Annotated in this window: 16 protein-coding genes; 7 read left to right on the forward strand and 9 right to left on the reverse strand. The window is 61.3% G+C overall.

Annotated features, from left to right (window positions below):
- The first annotated feature begins 299 nt into the window (after positions 1-299).
- Both PBDP_RS21235 and PBDP_RS21240 read left to right on the forward strand, forming a co-directional pair.
- Complete coding sequence (locus tag PBDP_RS21235) at positions 300-2,747, forward strand: acyl-CoA dehydrogenase (RefSeq protein WP_109754405.1); 2,448 nt, start codon at positions 300-302, stop codon at positions 2,745-2,747.
- Between the two features lie 114 nt (positions 2,748-2,861).
- Positions 2,862-3,269, forward strand: a complete 408-nt coding sequence (locus PBDP_RS21240) for a PA2817 family protein (protein ID WP_003204309.1) — start codon at positions 2,862-2,864, stop codon at positions 3,267-3,269.
- An 84-nt stretch (positions 3,270-3,353) separates the two neighbouring features.
- Here the strand turns inward: PBDP_RS21240 and PBDP_RS21245 are convergent, their stop codons facing one another.
- Positions 3,354-4,352 (reverse strand): LysR family transcriptional regulator, encoded by a 999-nt coding sequence (locus tag PBDP_RS21245; protein WP_109754406.1) that lies wholly within the window; start codon positions 4,350-4,352, stop codon positions 3,354-3,356.
- A 90-nt stretch (positions 4,353-4,442) separates the two neighbouring features.
- On the opposite strand from PBDP_RS21245, the gene PBDP_RS21250 reads away from it, so the two are divergent.
- From PBDP_RS21250 to PBDP_RS21270, 5 genes are all read left to right on the forward strand, one after another.
- Positions 4,443-5,069, forward strand: a complete 627-nt coding sequence (locus PBDP_RS21250) for an alanyl-tRNA editing protein (protein ID WP_109754407.1) — start codon at positions 4,443-4,445, stop codon at positions 5,067-5,069.
- A 66-nt stretch (positions 5,070-5,135) separates the two neighbouring features.
- Entirely contained in the window at positions 5,136-5,303 is a 168-nt protein-coding gene (locus PBDP_RS21255) for a hypothetical protein (RefSeq protein ID WP_163857443.1), read from the forward strand.
- Between the two features lie 242 nt (positions 5,304-5,545).
- Positions 5,546-6,769, forward strand: a complete 1,224-nt coding sequence (locus PBDP_RS21260; RefSeq protein WP_109754408.1) for a type II and III secretion system protein family protein — start codon at positions 5,546-5,548, stop codon at positions 6,767-6,769.
- 56 nt (positions 6,770-6,825) lie between these two features.
- Positions 6,826-7,539, forward strand: coding sequence for a tetratricopeptide repeat protein (locus tag PBDP_RS21265; RefSeq protein WP_109754530.1), 714 nt, complete (start codon positions 6,826-6,828; stop codon positions 7,537-7,539).
- A gap of 22 nt (positions 7,540-7,561) precedes the next feature.
- Positions 7,562-7,831 (forward strand): DUF3613 domain-containing protein, encoded by a 270-nt coding sequence (locus PBDP_RS21270; protein WP_109754409.1) that lies wholly within the window; start codon positions 7,562-7,564, stop codon positions 7,829-7,831.
- Positions 7,832-8,730: 899 nt separating this feature from the next.
- Here PBDP_RS21270 and PBDP_RS21275 read toward each other — a convergent pair.
- From PBDP_RS21275 to cpaB, 8 genes are all read right to left on the reverse strand, one after another.
- The gene (locus tag PBDP_RS21275) at positions 8,731-9,693 is read right to left on the reverse strand and encodes a type II secretion system F family protein (protein ID WP_109754411.1); all 963 of its coding nucleotides are present in this window, start codon (positions 9,691-9,693) and stop codon (positions 8,731-8,733) included.
- 27 nt (positions 9,694-9,720) lie between these two features.
- Positions 9,721-10,707 carry a type II secretion system F family protein gene (locus PBDP_RS21280; protein ID WP_109754412.1) on the reverse strand — a complete coding sequence of 329 codons (987 nt, stop codon included), beginning with the start codon at positions 10,705-10,707 and terminating at the stop codon, positions 9,721-9,723.
- Positions 10,704-12,146 carry a TadA family conjugal transfer-associated ATPase gene (locus PBDP_RS21285; protein ID WP_212801282.1) on the reverse strand — a complete coding sequence of 481 codons (1,443 nt, stop codon included), beginning with the start codon at positions 12,144-12,146 and terminating at the stop codon, positions 10,704-10,706. Before PBDP_RS21285 ends, PBDP_RS21280 begins: the two co-directional genes overlap by 4 nt.
- A gap of 3 nt (positions 12,147-12,149) precedes the next feature.
- Positions 12,150-13,370: an AAA family ATPase gene (locus tag PBDP_RS21290; protein ID WP_116833162.1), complete on the reverse strand. Its 1,221-nt coding sequence runs from the start codon at positions 13,368-13,370 to the stop codon at positions 12,150-12,152.
- Positions 13,364-13,858, reverse strand: a complete 495-nt coding sequence (locus PBDP_RS21295) for a TadE/TadG family type IV pilus assembly protein (RefSeq protein WP_109754415.1) — start codon at positions 13,856-13,858, stop codon at positions 13,364-13,366. The genes PBDP_RS21290 and PBDP_RS21295 overlap by 7 nt, the downstream gene beginning before the upstream one ends.
- The gene (locus PBDP_RS21300; protein WP_109754416.1) at positions 13,858-14,337 is read right to left on the reverse strand and encodes a TadE/TadG family type IV pilus assembly protein; all 480 of its coding nucleotides are present in this window, start codon (positions 14,335-14,337) and stop codon (positions 13,858-13,860) included. Before PBDP_RS21300 ends, PBDP_RS21295 begins: the two co-directional genes overlap by 1 nt.
- Positions 14,338-14,345: 8 nt before the next feature.
- Complete coding sequence (locus tag PBDP_RS21305) at positions 14,346-15,662, reverse strand: TadE/TadG family type IV pilus assembly protein (RefSeq protein WP_109754417.1); 1,317 nt, start codon at positions 15,660-15,662, stop codon at positions 14,346-14,348.
- Between the two features lie 71 nt (positions 15,663-15,733).
- A complete protein-coding gene (gene cpaB / locus PBDP_RS21310) occupies positions 15,734-16,549 on the reverse strand; it encodes a Flp pilus assembly protein CpaB (protein WP_109754418.1) in 816 nt (271 codons plus the stop codon).
- Positions 16,550-16,558: the final 9 nt, after the last annotated feature.

A 16,558-nucleotide genomic window follows, 5' to 3' on the forward strand; every position in this document is an offset into this window, starting at 1 on the left:
TTGGGGCTGCTTCGCAGCCCAGCGGGGATAAATCCCCTCGCCACAAGTACTGTGTTCGGCTGGGGCTGACTGTGTCCGAGTTTATCCACAGCCCCCGCCCAGCGATAACGGCATTCCGGCCAAACAATGGCGTTTTCTCACCTTGTTAACGAACGATTTCCCACGGCTGTTGCCAACCAGACTGGCGCAATACAACTGGGGTTTCCCACGAAATCAATCACATCGCGCTGACCGCCGGTTTTGCAGATGCCGTCTAAGCTCTGAAGGTCGGTTTTGCCTTGGTTCACGGAGGATTACATATGCTGTTGTTGTGGATACTGGTGCTGATCGTCGGGATCGCCTGGCTGGCGCATCGGCGCACCGACCCGCTACCCGCGCTAGGTATCGTCGCGGTCTACCTGTTGGCCATGGGCATTTTCAGCCATGCGCCCGGCTGGCTGCTGCTGATCTTCTGGGTGGTACTCGCCGCCGTCGCCGCCCCGTTGCTGCTGCCAGACCTGCGCCGCCGATACTTCAGTGCGCCGATGTTCGACTGGTTCCAGAAAACCCTGCCGCCCATGTCCCAGACCGAGCGCGACGCCATCGATGCCGGCACGGTGTGGTGGGATGGCGAACTGTTCAGCGGTCGTCCGGATTGGGACTTGTTGCTGGCCTACCCCAAGGTGCAACTGACCGAGGAGGAGCAGGCTTTCCTCGACGGCCCCACCGAAGCACTCTGCGCGATGGTCAGCGACTGGCAGATCGGCCAGGCCATGGACCTGCCGCCTGAAGCCTGGGCCCATATCAAGGAACACGGGTTTTTCGCGCTGATCATTCCCAAGGAATACGGCGGCAAGGGGTTCTCCGCCTATGCCCACTCCCAGGTGGCGATGAAACTGGCCACCCGCAGCGGCGACCTGGCCTCCACCGTGATGGTCCCCAACTCCCTCGGCCCGGCGGAACTGCTGCTGCACTACGGCACCGATGAACAACGCGACCATTACCTGCCGCGACTGGCCCGTGGCGACGATATTCCCTGCTTCGCCCTGACCGGGCCACTGGCCGGCTCCGACGCCGGGGCGATGCCCGACACCGGCATCATCTGCAAGGGTGAATGGCAAGGCCAGGAAACCCTCGGCCTGCGCCTGAACTGGGAAAAGCGCTACATCACCCTCGGTCCGGTGGCCACCCTCCTCGGCCTGGCCTTCAAGGCTTATGACCCTGATCACCTGCTGGGGGACGAAGAAGACCTGGGCATCAGCCTGGCCTTGATTCCCACCGATACCCCTGGCGTGCATATCGGTCGCCGTCACCTGCCGCTGGGCGCCGCGTTCATGAACGGGCCGAACTGGGGCAAAGACGTGTTCATCCCCCTGGACTTCCTCATCGGCGGCCAGGCGATGCTGGGCAAGGGCTGGATGATGCTGATGAACTGCCTGTCGGTCGGGCGCTCGATTTCCCTGCCGGCGGTGGGCACCGGCGCGGCGAAGTTCACCAGCCTGGTGACGGGGCAGTACGCCCAGGTGCGCGAGCAATTCAACGTACCGCTATCGGCGTTCGAAGGTATCCAGGAAGCCATGGCGCGCATTGGTGGCAACGCCTGGTTGATGGACGCGGCACGCATGCTGACCGCCAACGCGGTGGACCTGGGGGAAAAGCCTTCGGTGCTGTCGGCCATTCTCAAGTACCACCTGACCGAACGCGGCCGCGAGTGCATCAGCCACGCCATGGACGTACATGGCGGCAAGGGCATCATCATGGGCCCGAACAATTACCTGGGGCGTAGTTGGCAAGGTGCGCCGATCTTCATCACGGTCGAAGGCGCGAATATCCTGTCGCGCAACCTGATGATCTTCGGCCAGGGCGCCATTCGCTGCCATCCGTTCGTGCTCAAGGAAATGGCCCTGGCAACCCGTGAAGACAAAGACCAGGCGCTGGTCGAGTTCGATGCCCTGTTGCTCAAGCACATTGGTTTCGCCGTCAGCAACGCCGCCAGCACCCTGGTGCTCAATCTGGGCCTGGGGCATTTCGAGAAAGCCCCCGGCAATACCCTGAGCCAGGGTTACTTCCGCGCCCTCAACCGGCAGGCAGCGGCATTCGCCCTGCTGGCGGACCTGAGCATGATGTTGCTGGGAGGTGAACTCAAACGCCGTGAACGCCTGTCGGCCCGCCTGGGCGATGTTTTGAGCAACCTTTACCTGGCGTCCGCGGCGCTCAAGCGCTATCACGACCTGGACTCGCCGGACCACATGGCGCCGCTGTTCACCTGGGCCATGGAGGAAAGCCTGGGCCAGTCGGAACGTGCGCTGGATGAGCTGCTGAGCAACTTCCCCAGTCGGGTGCTCGGTTGCCTGTTGCGCCTGGTGGTGTTCCCCTTCGGTCGTCGTCACAAGGGCCCGAGCGACAGGCTCGACGCCGAGGTGGCGGCGGTCATCGGCCGGCCCAAGGGTGACCCGACCCTCGAAGAGTTGCTGCAAGGCTGCTATCGCCCGCAATCGAGCGACGATCCGGTGGGCGCTCTGCAACACGCCGCCGACCTGCTGGCTGCCGCCCATCCGCTGCACAAGAAGCTGCACGGAGCGATCAAGCAGGGTCAGCTCAATCCGGCGCCAGGCGAACCGCTCATCGACGCGGCTCTGGAAGCGGGTGTGCTACAAGCCGGTGAAGCACAGACCTTGCGCGCGGCCGAGGCAGCGCGGCGCAAGGTCATCGACGTGGATGACTTCGATAAGGAAGAGCTGACGCTGGCGCAAGACAAGGTTCGTTGATGACGAGCCGGTAGACCCGTCACCTATAGCTCTTCACCTATAGCTCTCTACCTATAAAAGCGGGCGCAAGGGCTTTATACTCCTGCGCCCGTTTTACTCTTGAGGACTTATCTCGTGTCCAATGTCGTTGCCGATCACCTTGTCTTGCTTGACCACTTGCGCAGCATCCTGGTCGCCGTGGGTGAGGCCGAACAGGTGCCCGAAGAAAGCCACGCCTTGTTTCTGGAGCGCTTCGACGAGTTACGTGCGCAACTGCCCGTCGACCCGATCGAAAGCCAGTACCTCGGCCAGGACCTCCTGTGCCAGGTGATCGTCCGTTACCCACAGATCGCCCACCTGGTGCCTCGCGACCTGCTCTGGTACTTCGCCGGTGACTGCCTGCACTACATGCCCGATGAAGAGATCGCCCTGTACCAGGCCCTGGAGGAACGTCGTTTCGAAGCCGAGCAAAACGACGAGCCCTTCGACTGGAACCAGGAAAAGCAATTGCTGGCGATGTCGGACCAGGACAGCAAGCACTGATCGCGACCGGTCATGCAAAGGCCCGCACGGTTAACCCGGCGGGCCTTTTTTTGCCTTGCCAAAGTGTGTCGCCTGGGCGGGCCGTCAGCACAACCCATCACTCTCCGGCAACTCATAGTGCGCCGCGACATTGCTGGGACGATTCCCACTGCCCACCTTGTCCAGGGTCGGCTCCTTCTCCAGGCACGCCACCAGATAATCAATGAACACTCGCAGCTTGGGTGGCAGGTAGCGGGTCGGCGAATGTAGCAACCACAAGCCACCATGGTAGGAAGCCAGGAACGTCCAGTCGGCCAATACCTGCACGATCAAGCCTTGCTCCAAGGCATGACGGGCCGTGAAATACGGCAGGCTGCCGATGCCGATGTGCTGCAAGACGGCCCCCAACCGCACCCCCGTGTGATTGGCCGCGTAGCGTCCGTGCACGCCTACGGTGACGGACTTGCTCCCTTTCTTGAATTTCCAGCGAGCGTCGTTCGGGGTTGCCCCCAGGTAAATGCAGCTGTGCTCCAACAAGTCGTGGGGATGCGTGGGAGTACCGTGTTCAGCCAGGTACTGCGGCGTGGCGCAGAGCAGGTGATCGATGGTCAACAACTGACGCCCCACCAGCCCGACCGGCGGTTGATCAGTAATCCGGATGGCCAGGTCGACGTGATCGTCGATCAGGTCAACCTGCCGATCCTCCAGCAACAGTTCCACATCGACCTTCGGATAGCGACGCAAGAATTCAGGCATGTGCGGATGAATCACGAAACGCCCCACCGCCTTGGGCACGCTGACGCGGATGCGCCCTTCAGCCTCCTGGGTGAACTGGCCGCTGATTTCCATCACCGACCGAGCGGCGGCGACCATCTCCTGGCAGCGCTTGAACACCTCTTCCCCGCCATCGCTCAAACGCAATTTGCGGGTGGTGCGTTGCAACAGTCGGGTCGCCAGGGCTTTCTCCAGGCGGGAAATACTGCGACTGATGGCCGACGGTGATGAGCCCAACTGACGGGCCGCCTCGGAGAAGCTGCCGGTTTCCACGACCTTGACGAAGATGGCCATTTCGGCCAGCAGCGGCAACGGTAGATTTGTGCTCATGACGCAACAGTCCTTTGAAATTTGAACGGATTATCACCCTTTTACGCCCTACCTATAATCCCGTCACAATTTCTGATGTGGATATGGCACATGACGCTTCGCCTCTTTTTCCATAGCGATGACCTCGAGGCCAATGTGGAAGTCCTGGATTGCAGCCCCCAGGAACATGAGTTTGCCGTGGTGCTGCGCGCCACACTGTTCCACCCCCAGGGTGGCGGTCAGCCCTGCGACACTGGATGGATCGGTGAAAGCCAAGTGCTGCGCGTGGTCCAGGACGGGCAACAGATCGTTCATTACGTCGACAGACCGGTGGCCTCGGGCATGGCGGCGATCCGCGTGGATGCGCAGCGGCGACAGTTGAATTCACGCCTGCACTCGGCCGGGCACCTGATCGGCCATTTCGCCGAAAGCCGTGGCTGGAAGCCGATCAAGGCCCATCACTGGCCCGGCGAAAGCCGCGTGCAGTTCCAGCCTGGGGAAGACCCTCAGGAACTGGACATCTCGATCATTCAGCAAGGCATCGACGAATGGATTGCCGACGACCTGCCGCGCCTGATCACGTCGCGCGAAGGCCTGCGGGAAGTCGGTTTCGGTGAGCTGGCCGCCTACGGTTGCGGCGGTACTCACGTGCAGCGCCTGCGCGAACTGGGAACAGTCACCATTGCCTCGCTTTCGCAAAAGAAAGGAACACTGTCAGTGCACTACCACGTGGCCTGATCTGCGCCAGACCCTGCGACCCAAAAACGGCTCGCAGGCCTCCCCCTGCCCCCAGAAAGATATGCCTTGCGTATCGCCCTTCCCAACACAAAAAGACAAATTATTGACGGCCACTTGAGCGAATTTTTCCACCCGTCACTTTTTAGTCATTTTTTTGATTCGTGGCGTGGCGCTTTGCCATGCTTGAACTACCGTGAAACAGAAGCGATGACAGGCTCGGCAAAACGCTCCTGAAGCGACCTGATCGATACCGTCGTTGCCTTCGAATATCCCGGAGACCCGGGTACCGAAAAGTTGTTCGCAAGCAGCCTGTCGTTCAGTCAGGCCGGAGAAATGCGCCCGTTTGCTTATAGCGACGAGGCCTGAAACCGGCATATGAACAGGCCGGCGAGATGGAAAGGGGCAGCCCGGGCCTCTTAAGTGATCCGAGGCAAATGGTTAAGCCTAGGGATGGTCTCTTTATCGAGGATCACTTCATGACCCATCGTACTGCTCCGGTTCTAAAACATTTCATTCATGGCCTGTTCTGGATGGGTCTTGGCTTGGATGCGGCCCAGGCCGCCGCGGCAAACTGTTCGCAACTGGACAATCTGCCGGCGACCTTCGAAGTCGGCCAAGGGCTCCAGAGCGAACTGCGCATCCTCGCCCCCGTGACGAAGCTGGCAGTCGGCGACCCGAAAATTGCCGATGTACAGCCCAGCGGCAGCGATGCCTTCATTCTCACGGGTCTGGCGCCCGGCGCCACCAGCCTGATGGTCTGGACGGACTGTTCGAAGATCCCCCGCCAGAGCATGGTCTTTGTCAAAGGCAGGGCCACTGAGGCGCTGACCAGCGCAGCGAGCATACCTTCCGAAGACCCGATGCTGCTCGCCCAGGTGCAGACCGACATTCGTTTCGTTGAAGTCAGCCGGAACAAACTCAAGGAAGCCTCGACGTCGATTTTCGGCAGCCGTGGCAACTTTCAGTTCGGCGCGCCGAGGACCTTGCCCTCCATCGGCGGCATTGTCCGGCCTTCATTGCCGGTCAACAACGACATGTTCAACCTGTCTTTCGCCACCGGTAAAACGCTGTTGATGATCAATGCACTGGAAGGTAGCGGTTTCGCCTATACCTTGGCGCGTCCCAGCCTGGTGGCCCTCAGCGGGCAGAGCGCGAGTTTCCTGGCCGGCGGGGAGGTGCCGATTCCGGTGCCCAGTGCCGGCAGCGACAATGTGTCCATCGAGTACAAGGAATTCGGTATTCGCCTGACCCTGACCCCCACCGTCATCGGCAAGAATCGCATTGCATTGAAGGTGGCGCCGGAAGTCAGTGAACTGGACTTCACCAACGCGGTGAACATCGCCGGGACATTAGTGCCAGCACTCACGGTGCGCCGTACCGATACCAGCATCGCCCTGGCCGACGGCGAAAGCTTCGTCATCAGCGGCCTGATCAGCACCCGCAACAGCTCACAGGTGAACAAGTTTCCGGGGCTGGGAGATATACCGATTCTCGGCGCGTTCTTTCGCGACAACTCCATCAACCGCGAAGAGCGTGAACTGCTGATGATCGTCACGCCACACCTGGTTCAACCGTTGGCCGCCGACGCGCAACTGCCAACATTGCCAGGTGAACAACTGCGCAATTACGACCCGAACTTCTATCGCATGTACTTCCTTGAACATGGCGAATTTGACAACCGCAGCGGGCTTTCCCAATGAGCCGGCGCCTGATGTGCAAGGCATCCAATATCCAACGGGTTGCCAAGGGGCATTCAATGAAAACAGTGATCGCATTAACGGCGACCTTGATGCTCGCCGGCTGTGCCAGCAACAGCGCGGTGGCTCCACGCACGGCCGATTGCGCCAAGCCTGGATCCGACCAGGAACTGGCCCTGAACATGGCGGAAGACATGGCCAACGAGGGCCGTTTGTACGCCAGCCTGGCGAACCTCGAACGCTTGCCCGAGGACTTGGTCCAGGTCCGCCTGCGCAAGGCTCGGGTACTGCGCCTGATGGGGCGCAACGAGGCTGAACCGTTATACAAAAGCCTGCTCGGGACATGCCTGGCCGCTGACGGTGAACATGGCCTTGGCCAGTTGGCGGCCGCCAGAAATGACAATGCGGCCGCTACGCAATACCTCGAACGCGCAGCGAAAATGGCTCCCACCGAAGGCAAGATCCGCAATGACCTGGGGGTTGTCTACCTCAATCAACGACGCATTTCAGAAGCCCGCTTCGAGTTCATGACCGCCATGGAGCTCCAGCAGTCAGACCCGCTGGCAGCGCTCAACATGGTGACTCTGCTGATCTACCAGGACAACTGGAAGCAGGCCGCCGAGCTCGCGAACATGGCCAAGCTGAGCCCCCAGCAAGTGGCGGATGCCCAAGCCCGCGCGGAAAGAATCAGGGGTTCGGCCCCTAACGCAATGACGTCACCCGCCAACCGCCCCACCGAGATCGTCGATGCCTCAACCGGCGCGATCAAGTAGAGCGTTACGAGGAGTCCAAGAGATGATGACCAAACAACTGATGATCGCATGCCTGGTGGGCCTTTCCAGCACCGCCTGGGCAATCGAACCAGGCCCCTCTTCGCCAGCACAGCAAGGCACAGAGAGCTGGATGCAACTGCAGATTCGCGGCGTGGTAGCCTCCACCAACCTGCAAACCGCCTCGGCCGCCGAACGCGAACTGGCCATGCAGCGCTGGCTCAACAGCTTCAACTACCCGATCCCGGAATTCTTTGACCAGGACTCGGGGGGAGAGATCACCAGTAGTAAATGAAACACGCAGGAAACGAAAGATCGCGGCCTTCGGCAGTGTCTACATTTGATCCGATGTAGGTACTCCTGAAGGCTGCGGTCTTTTGGCTTGAATGGTCGGTAGAGCACAGACCTGAACCTGTGGGAGCGGGCTTGCTCGCGAAGGCGGCCTCACGATCAGCACCTTCATTGACTGTCGAACCGCTATCGCGAGCAGGCTCGCTCCCACAATGGGCCTGCGGTGAACACAAGTCTCCTGAACACCCAAGATCAACCGTGGGAGCGAGCCTGCTCGCGATGACGGACCGACATTCAACACCTTCATTGACTGTCACACCGCTATCGCGAGCAGGCTCGCTCCCACAATGGGCCTGCGGTGAACACAAGTCTCCTGAACACCCAAGATCAACTGTGGGAGCGAGCTTGCTCGCGATGACGGACCGACATTCAACACCTTCATTGACAGTCACACCGCTATCGCGAGCAGGCTCGCTCCCACAATGGGCCTGCGGTGAACACAAGTCTCCTGAACACCCAAAATCAACCGTGGGAGCGAGCCTGCTCGCGATGATGGACCGACATTCAACACCTTCATTGACTGTCAAACCGCTATCGCGAGCAGGCTCGCTCCCACAATGGGCCTGCGGTGAACACAAGTCTCCTGAACACCCAAGATCAACCGTGGGAGCGAGCTTGCTCGCGATGACGGCCCCACATTCAACACCTTCATTGACTGTCACACCGCTATCGCGAGCAAGCTCGCTCCCACAATGGGCCTGCGGTGAACACAAGTCTCCTGAACACCCAAAATCAACCGTGGGAGCGAGCCTGCTCGCGATGACGGACCGACATTCAACACCTTCATTGACTGTCAAACCGCTATCGCGAGCAAGCTCGCTCCCACAATAAGCGCTGCGTGTTCTACATATTCCCAAAAGCCCTGAACACACCAATCATGGCCGGACCAATGGCGACCAGGAAAAAACTCGGCCACAGGCAAAAGATCAACGGAAAGATCAGCTTGGTGCCTATCTTGGCCCCCATTTCTTCCGCCGCCTGGGTCCGCCGATCACGAAACTCATCAGCGTAGATGCGCAGGGTATCGGCCACACTGGTACCAAAACGGATACTTTGCGCCAGCAGACTGACCAGCCCCTGGATATCCTCCAGGCCGGTGCGCACGGCCAATTGCTTGAGCGCCTCGGTGCTGGTGATGCCCGCCCGGATCTGCGCATTGACCAGCGCCAGCTCCTCAGCCAACTCAACCTGACTGACCGACATTTCTTCAGCCACCCGTTCAATCGTCGTGGGCAGGGCCAGGCCCGACTCGACGCAGACCACCATCAGGTCCAATGCATCCGGGAACGCGGCGCGCAACCGGCCTTGTCGTGCCTGCTTGCGTTTGCCGACATAGATCGCCGGCAGCAACCAGCCAATGCCTGCCACGAGGGTCACCGCCAACAGGCCGATGACCACTGAAACCTTGACCATCGGCAACAGCAACAACGCAACGCCGACCAGCAACAACGGCAACATCAGGCGCACGGCCCAGTACATCTGCACCGCCGAGGCAGAGCGGTAACCGGCGTGGGTCAACAAAGTCTGGGTAGCGGACGTGTGGGCTTGGTCGGTCGAGGCAAAGCGCTGACCGACCCGTTCCAACAAGAGCTGCAGGTTACTGGGCGCCTCTTGCCCGGTATTGCCACCGTAACCACGCTTGATCAGCGCCAGGCGCCGCTGCACCGGATCCTGCAGGCCCAGCAACAATAGCAGGAGCGCGACGGCCGCCAGCACTGTACTGAGGCCAATCGCGGCAATGAACAACAGGCGCGCCAGTTCTTCGTTACCGGTAAACCGACTCAACAATCCGAGCAAAAAGTCCATGACTGAAACCTCTCGGCGCGACAGCGCTTAAACCTGGATCCGGATGATTTTTCTTATCCAGAAAATCCCGATCAACATGGCGCAGAACGCGCCGATGATCAGCTTGTGCCCTATGGGGTCATTGATCAGCACCGGCATGTAGCTGGGGCTGGTGAGCACGATGGCGATCGCCAGCACGAACGGGATCGCCACCAGCACCCAGGCCGACATGCGCCCTTCCGCCGACAGCGTCCTGATCTTGCGCTGGAAACGAAAACGTCCACGAATCAGGCGGCTCAGGCGCTCCAGCACTTCGGTCAGGTTGCCGCCGGTCTCGCGGTGGATGAGGATCGAGGTCACCAGCATCATCACCGTCATGCTCGGCATGCGCTCCAACAGACCGAGCATGGCCCGGCGCACGTCGTTACCATAGTTGATGTCGGAAAACGTCATGCCGAATTCCTGGGCGACCGGCCCCTTGTGCTCCTCTGCGACCAGACGCAGGGTTTCGTTGAACGGGTGGCCGGCGCGCAAGGCCCGGCACATGGCGTCCAGCGCATCCGGCAAACCCTCTTCGAACGCGGCGAAACGCTTGCTGCGGTCACGCAGGATCTTCAACACCGGCACCCAGGTCACCGCAAATGCCGCCAGCAGCGCCATCCACCAGACCGGCGAGACCATCAGCACCAGGGCACCGGCCGCCACTCCCAGGATCAGACCGAGCAGCATGACCCGATAAGCCCGGTATTCATGACCGGCCTGCTCGATCAGTTGCGTCAGGTTGGCCATGAACGGCAGTTGTTCCAGACGGGCTTCCAGGGGCGACAGGCGCGTCAGGTATTTCTGCCGCAACACGGTCTGCATGTTGGGCAAGTGGTTGGCCTTCTCCAGCACATGCAGACGCCCGCGAATGCGCTTGCGCATCTTGCCGGCCTCGCCGAACACCGGCACCACCACACCCTGGGACAGCAGGAACACGGCAATGAACACCATGCCAAGGAAAATCAGGATGAACTCGCCGGGAATATTGTTCATGACGACCGGCCCTCCATCCACTCAGGGCGAAACAAGGTCAGCGGCAACTCGATGCCACGTTTGGCCAGCACATCGCGGAAGGCCGGGATCATGCCGCTGGGCCGATATTCCCCGAGCACCTCGCCGTGCTCGCCGATGCCTTGGCGCACGAAGGAGAAAATTTCGGTCATGGTGATGACCTCCCCTTCCATCCCATTGATCTCTTGCATGCTCACCACGCGTCGCTTGCCGTCTTCTTGACGCTCCAGTTGGATCACCACATCGATGGCCGAGGCAATTTGTTGACGCATGGCCTTGATCGGAAAAGTCGCCCCGGTCATCGACACCATGTTCTCGATTCGCCCCAGGGCATCCCGTGCTGTGTTGGCGTGAATGGTGGTCAGGGAGCCGTCGTGGCCGGTGTTCATCGCCGTGAGCATGTCCAGCGCCTCGGCACCGCGCACCTCGCCGATGACAATGCGGTCCGGACGCATGCGCAAGCTGTTGCGAACCAGTTCCCGCTGGCTCACCTCGCCGCGCCCCTCGATGTTCGAAGGCCGGGTCTCCAGGCGTACCACGTGGGGCTGCTGCAGTTGCAACTCGGCCGAATCCTCGATGGTGACGATGCGTTCGTTATGGGGAATGAAACTGGAGAGCACGTTGAGCATGGTGGTCTTGCCGCTGCCGGTCCCGCCGGAGATCAGCACGTTCAGGCGACCGCGAACAATGGCCTTGAGCAGCAAGGCAATGGCCGGGGTCATGGTGCCGACCTGGATCAGGCTGTCGGTGTTGAGCAGGTCCACGGCGAAACGCCGGATCGACATGCTCGGACCGTCGATGGCCAGCGGCGGAATGATCGCGTTGACCCGCGAACCGTCCTTGAGCCGGGCGTCCACCAACGGTGAGGATTCGTCGATACGGCGTCCCAGGCTGGACACGATGCGGTCGATGATGTTCAGCAAATGCTGGTCGTCGCGAAAACGCACATCGGTACGTTGCAGCTTGCCGAAGCGTTCGACATAGACCGAGGCAAACCCGTTGACCAGGATGTCGGACACGCTATGGTCGGCCAACAGCGGTTCCAGCGGCCCGAGGCCGAGCACTTCGTCGGTGATCTGCTTGATGATCAACTGTCGGCTGGCGGTACTCACCGGCGCCGAATGCTCCTCGAGCAGGCGCTGGCAGATATCGCGGATCTGCCGCGCGGCCTCGACTTGTTCAAGGGCATCGAGCAACGACAGGTCCATGACCTTGAGCAGTTGCTGGTAGATCTTTTCCCGCCATTCGGCTTCCACCGGCGTGACCTGGCTGCGGGTTTCGTAGAGCACATCCGGGATGGCCTGCTCCCAGGCCATCAACGCGTCTGTCGGGTCCGGGAGGCCGTCGCCGGGCTGGGTACCGACTGAAGCGCCAGGTTTGGCGGGCTGTTTGCGCAAGCGGTTACGAAAGTCGCTGATCATGGGTCATCCCCCGAAAAAACGGTTGAAGGCACGTTTAAGCAGGCCCTTGTCTGTGGCCATCTGGTGACCGACCAGGTCTTCGGTCAAATCGCGCAAGGCGGCGGTGATGGCCGCCTTCGGCGCATGTAGCCCCAACGGCACGCCAGTGTTCTGACTCTGGCTGACCAGGTTGAAGTCATTGGGCAATTTCGACAGGTTCGCGCAACGCAGGGCCTCGCCGATGTCCTTGAGGCTGACGGCGGCGTTCTTGTCATAACGGTTGATCACGATCTGCAACTGGTCCCCGCGCACGCCCAGGTCTTCGCGCAGGATCCGCACCAGGGCGCTGGCGTCGCGCAGGTGGCTGACACTCTGTTGCACCACCACGTACACCCGGTCCACCTGCTCCAGCACCGAGCCGGTGAGGTGATCGATCTGCCGCGGCAGGTCCACCACCACCCAGTCATAACTGGCACGGGCCAGTTGCAACAGGGCATCGAGCTGTTCGGGTTGGGCGTCCTGGGGCAAGCACAATTCGCCAGCCCGGCCACCGAGTATGTGCAGGGTCGGACTGAAGTGACTGCAAAAACCCCGCAGCGCGACGCTGTCCATGTCGTCGATCTGCTGCAGCACTTCCAGATGGCTGTGGGACTGCGCCACGTCCAGGTAATGGGTCACACTGCCAAATTGCAGGTCCATGTCCAGCAACAAGGTATTGCCCGCTCGAGCGCTGAGCTGCTGGGCCAGGTTGCACGCTACCAAGGTCCCGCCTGAGCCGCCCTTGGCGCTGATCACCGCGACCAGCTTCCCTTCGTTCCCGCTGCCGAGGCGGACTTCCATCACCAGGCGATTGAGCGCCGCGACCAATTCCGTATCGGCGACGGGTTCGGGCAGTACATCCCGAGCGCCGGCCTGCATCGCCAGACGCATGCCCTCCTGCTCGCCCAAAGGACCACACACCAGCATCGGTGGACGTTCATGGGCCGGACGCTGCAACAATGCCGACAGTTCTTCGCGCCACAGGTGGCTGACGCGAAGCAGCAGCAGGTCGGGCATGCGCTCCAGGCCGTAGAGCGGGTCGACATGCCCATTGCTGACCAGGCGTGTACTGACCTCAAGGCCAGGCATACGTTGGCAGACGCATTGCAGGTCGCGCAGGGCCGTGGCATCGCGGCTGCTGATCAGTATCCGCAGCCCGGCTCTGCCAGTCGTGGTCGAAAGCGGAGTTTCCCTGGTGTTCAGCATGGTGTGATCTCCCCGGAATCGGAATGACGCCCAAGGCTTTCGCGTGGCAAGGTTGCCCTGAAGGTGGGCAAGGTAATGGGCACGCCTAAGCCGGGAATGAACAGGTTGAAAACGAAGTTCTGCACGCTCAGCCGGACATAGCGGACGGCACGAAAGCCCGTGCTGCCGGATGTATCGGCGGGGTTCGCCACCACGGCGCCATTGACGTCCAGGTAAGTCAGCGCCAGGTTCGAGGTCGCCAGGCTGGTGATCAGTTGGCTGGTACCGGCGTCCGTCGCGGCGTTGAAGATAGCCCGGCGCAACACCACCGGATCGCTGATATTGCACACCGCCGCCAGGCGCACCCCACGCCGTGCCGCTTCATCCAGCGCGTTGACCGTAAAGTACAGCCGGCCCATTTCCACCACACCGAACAACAGGATGAACACCAGTAAGCCCACGAAGGAAAACTCCACGATGTAGGTGCCGCGCATGTGTTTATGGTTCATCACAGCGCCCTCATGACGGTGGTCGCGACCAACTGGATGCCCAGCGGAATGGCATTGCCGAAAAATCCTGGAATCGACCCGGTGCAGTTACCCGCACCGATCACCGGGCAAAAGGTGTAGGTAATGGTGACGCGCACATGATCGATGCCCTCGGCGGCGACCTGCACGTTAGCCGTGGTCAGCCCTGACACCACAGCGGTGCCGGCAGCACTGGGCACGCCATACACCGCGACGTTTTTCGTCTGGGTCAGTAGCGTGTTGTTCAACGTGATACCGCCGAGAGTGGCGTTCCACGCCTGGCTGGCGACGAAGCGGTCGGCATCGCGGCTGGCCTGAAGTAGTACGTTGTACTGGTAGAGCATGCGGCCGAACTCGCCGAAGGCCAGCAGCAACAACAGCAGCAACGGCAGCACCAGGGTGAACTCCACCAGGGCCACGCCTCGCTGGGCTTGCGCCGGTTTGAAATGAGAAAGTCCCATGACGCCTCCTACGAGTCGGTACTCGGAGTGCCGCTGCCGTTGAGGTAGGTTTTGTAGAGCTGGATGATCTGTGGGCCCGAATCGGTAGACGGCGTGGGACCGGGTACGTTGTCGCCCTCGCACTCCTGGACGAACTGGCCGAAAACCAAGGAGTCCGAGCCCCCGCCATCCACCGGCTGCACAACGAAATAGCAACCGAATCCCAGAACCGGAATCGAGGTGGAACCGCCCTGCTTACCGGTGCAATTGCCAATCACGATCTTCAGCATCCGACGCTCGAAAACCCCGTTGCTTTGGCAGCCGCTGGCGCCTCCCGCCACGCAGGCGGCAACCTTGGCCCGCCAGTCGTTGTAGTCCTGTATTGCCTCGCCGCCCGCCGAGAGGTCGCCGTTGCTCGACGTGACGGCTTTGCCTTTGTATTGCGCCTGGGAGAGTGCATCGTTGTAGGTGATCGCCGGGGTGCCTGAGGCCGTGACCAGATCCGGTGGGTAGTCCGAAGAACTGACCGGGCCGTTGTAGATACCAAAGCGAGTGTTCAAGCCTTGGGAGGTCGGGCCGGCTTTATTGCCTGGCGCAGTCTGGACGTTATCCCCGACATTGCGGCAAACCGAGCCACCGCCGGCCAGGTCTTCACGGACTGCACTGCCGCCTGAGCCGAAATCCAGCAACTGGAAGTTGCCCGGGCCGATGGGTGATGTGTTCCCCGCAGCGGTTTTCAAGACTTCCAGGTCGCCAAATTGATACCCCCAGAAGTTGCCGGCGGCGGGGTTGTATTGAGTGGGATCGCCACAAACCATCAACGGCGCCAGGTCACAAGGCGAGGTCGGACTGGGCCCGGCAGTGGCAATCGCCGCGACTCGCTTGTTACCCAAGCCAGCGCTGCCCATCGTTTGCACGAAGCTCCAGAAAAACCCGCTCAATTGATAGCTGGACACCGACACCCGTACGTACTTGGCATCGGTAGGTCCTGGGTAGGAGAACGGGCCGTAGACGCTGCTGGACAACTCCACCACGGCAAACGCGCCGGGGTTGCCAGCAATCGCCGTTGCCAACTCGGTGTTACCGGCGGCGTTGGCATTCCTGTTGAGCGTGTCCAGGGCCGCCGCGCGGGTGGTGCTAGCCATGTTGATGCCGCCGCTGACCTGGCTCAGGGTCTTGGCACCGCCCAAGGCGGCGGCATCCACCGCATTTTGCAGGCGCGTCTTGTTCAGCAGCATGTGCCCGCCATCCAGGGCCAACGCCGCCATCATGGAAATCGCCACCAGCGCGATCACCATCAGAACACTCACCGCCCCTCCCTGGCGCCGGATATTGGCATTCATCATCGAGCCCTCATCTGCAACATTTGAGGATCGGCATCACCACGGCCCGGGAGAGCCTGGCATGGAGGCGTTATTCAGCGAACATTGATCACGCTGCTTTCAATCCCGCGGATCAGCGTGATCGACCCGCCTTGGGGCTTGGCACTGCGCTGCACCACAGGTTTTGGCGGCGCAGCGGCAGCCACCGCCATGACCGGCGCAGGGGCTGGCGGGGCAACGGCCACGGCCTTTTTCTCCAGGTTCAGCGGGTTGCGCAAGGCCAATTGCAGCTTGCCTTCGGTTTGCGCAGTGACCAGCGCTTCCGCTTCGCTGGCGGACATTTCCAGCGTCACGGCCCGCACCACCACCGGCTGGGTCTTGTCGGTGCCCGCCGTCTGGTCCACCGCCAGCACCCGCAGGTTTTCCAGGATGGTCCGCGACGTGGCGCTGTTGCTGCCGGCGCTGGTGGTCTTGGTTGCCAACACATCGACCCGGTTGCCCGGCAAGAGGAAGCCGCCCACGCCGACCACATCATCCACGCGTACCGATATGGCCCGCTTGTCCGGCGCGATCAGCGAAGCCAGGGTGCTGCCGCCCAAGTGCTCGCTCAGACGCGCGCCTCGCACGATGTCGCCGCGCAGGATGTCGAAGGTGGCAATCTTGCCCACAGCCTGTTCGCTGGAATCGAAGGCATCGTCCGGGATCGTGTCCATGGGCATGCGCACGGTGGTGACTTGCTGGGCCTCGACCATCTGCCCGAAGGGGATTTCCACCGTGGCGACCACCACGCTTCGCAGGTGATCATCGGGGGTCGCGTTGAGTCGCGCGCTCAGCCAGGAGTCAGCCATCCATGCGGCACCAAGGCCCATTACCAGGGAAACGCCTATCAGCGGAAGCGTACGAGAGCTCATGTCGGTATC

The sequence above is a fragment of the Pseudomonas sp. St290 genome, assembly GCF_018325805.1.
GTDB classification, from domain to species: Bacteria; Pseudomonadota; Gammaproteobacteria; order Pseudomonadales; family Pseudomonadaceae; genus Aquipseudomonas; species Aquipseudomonas bijieensis.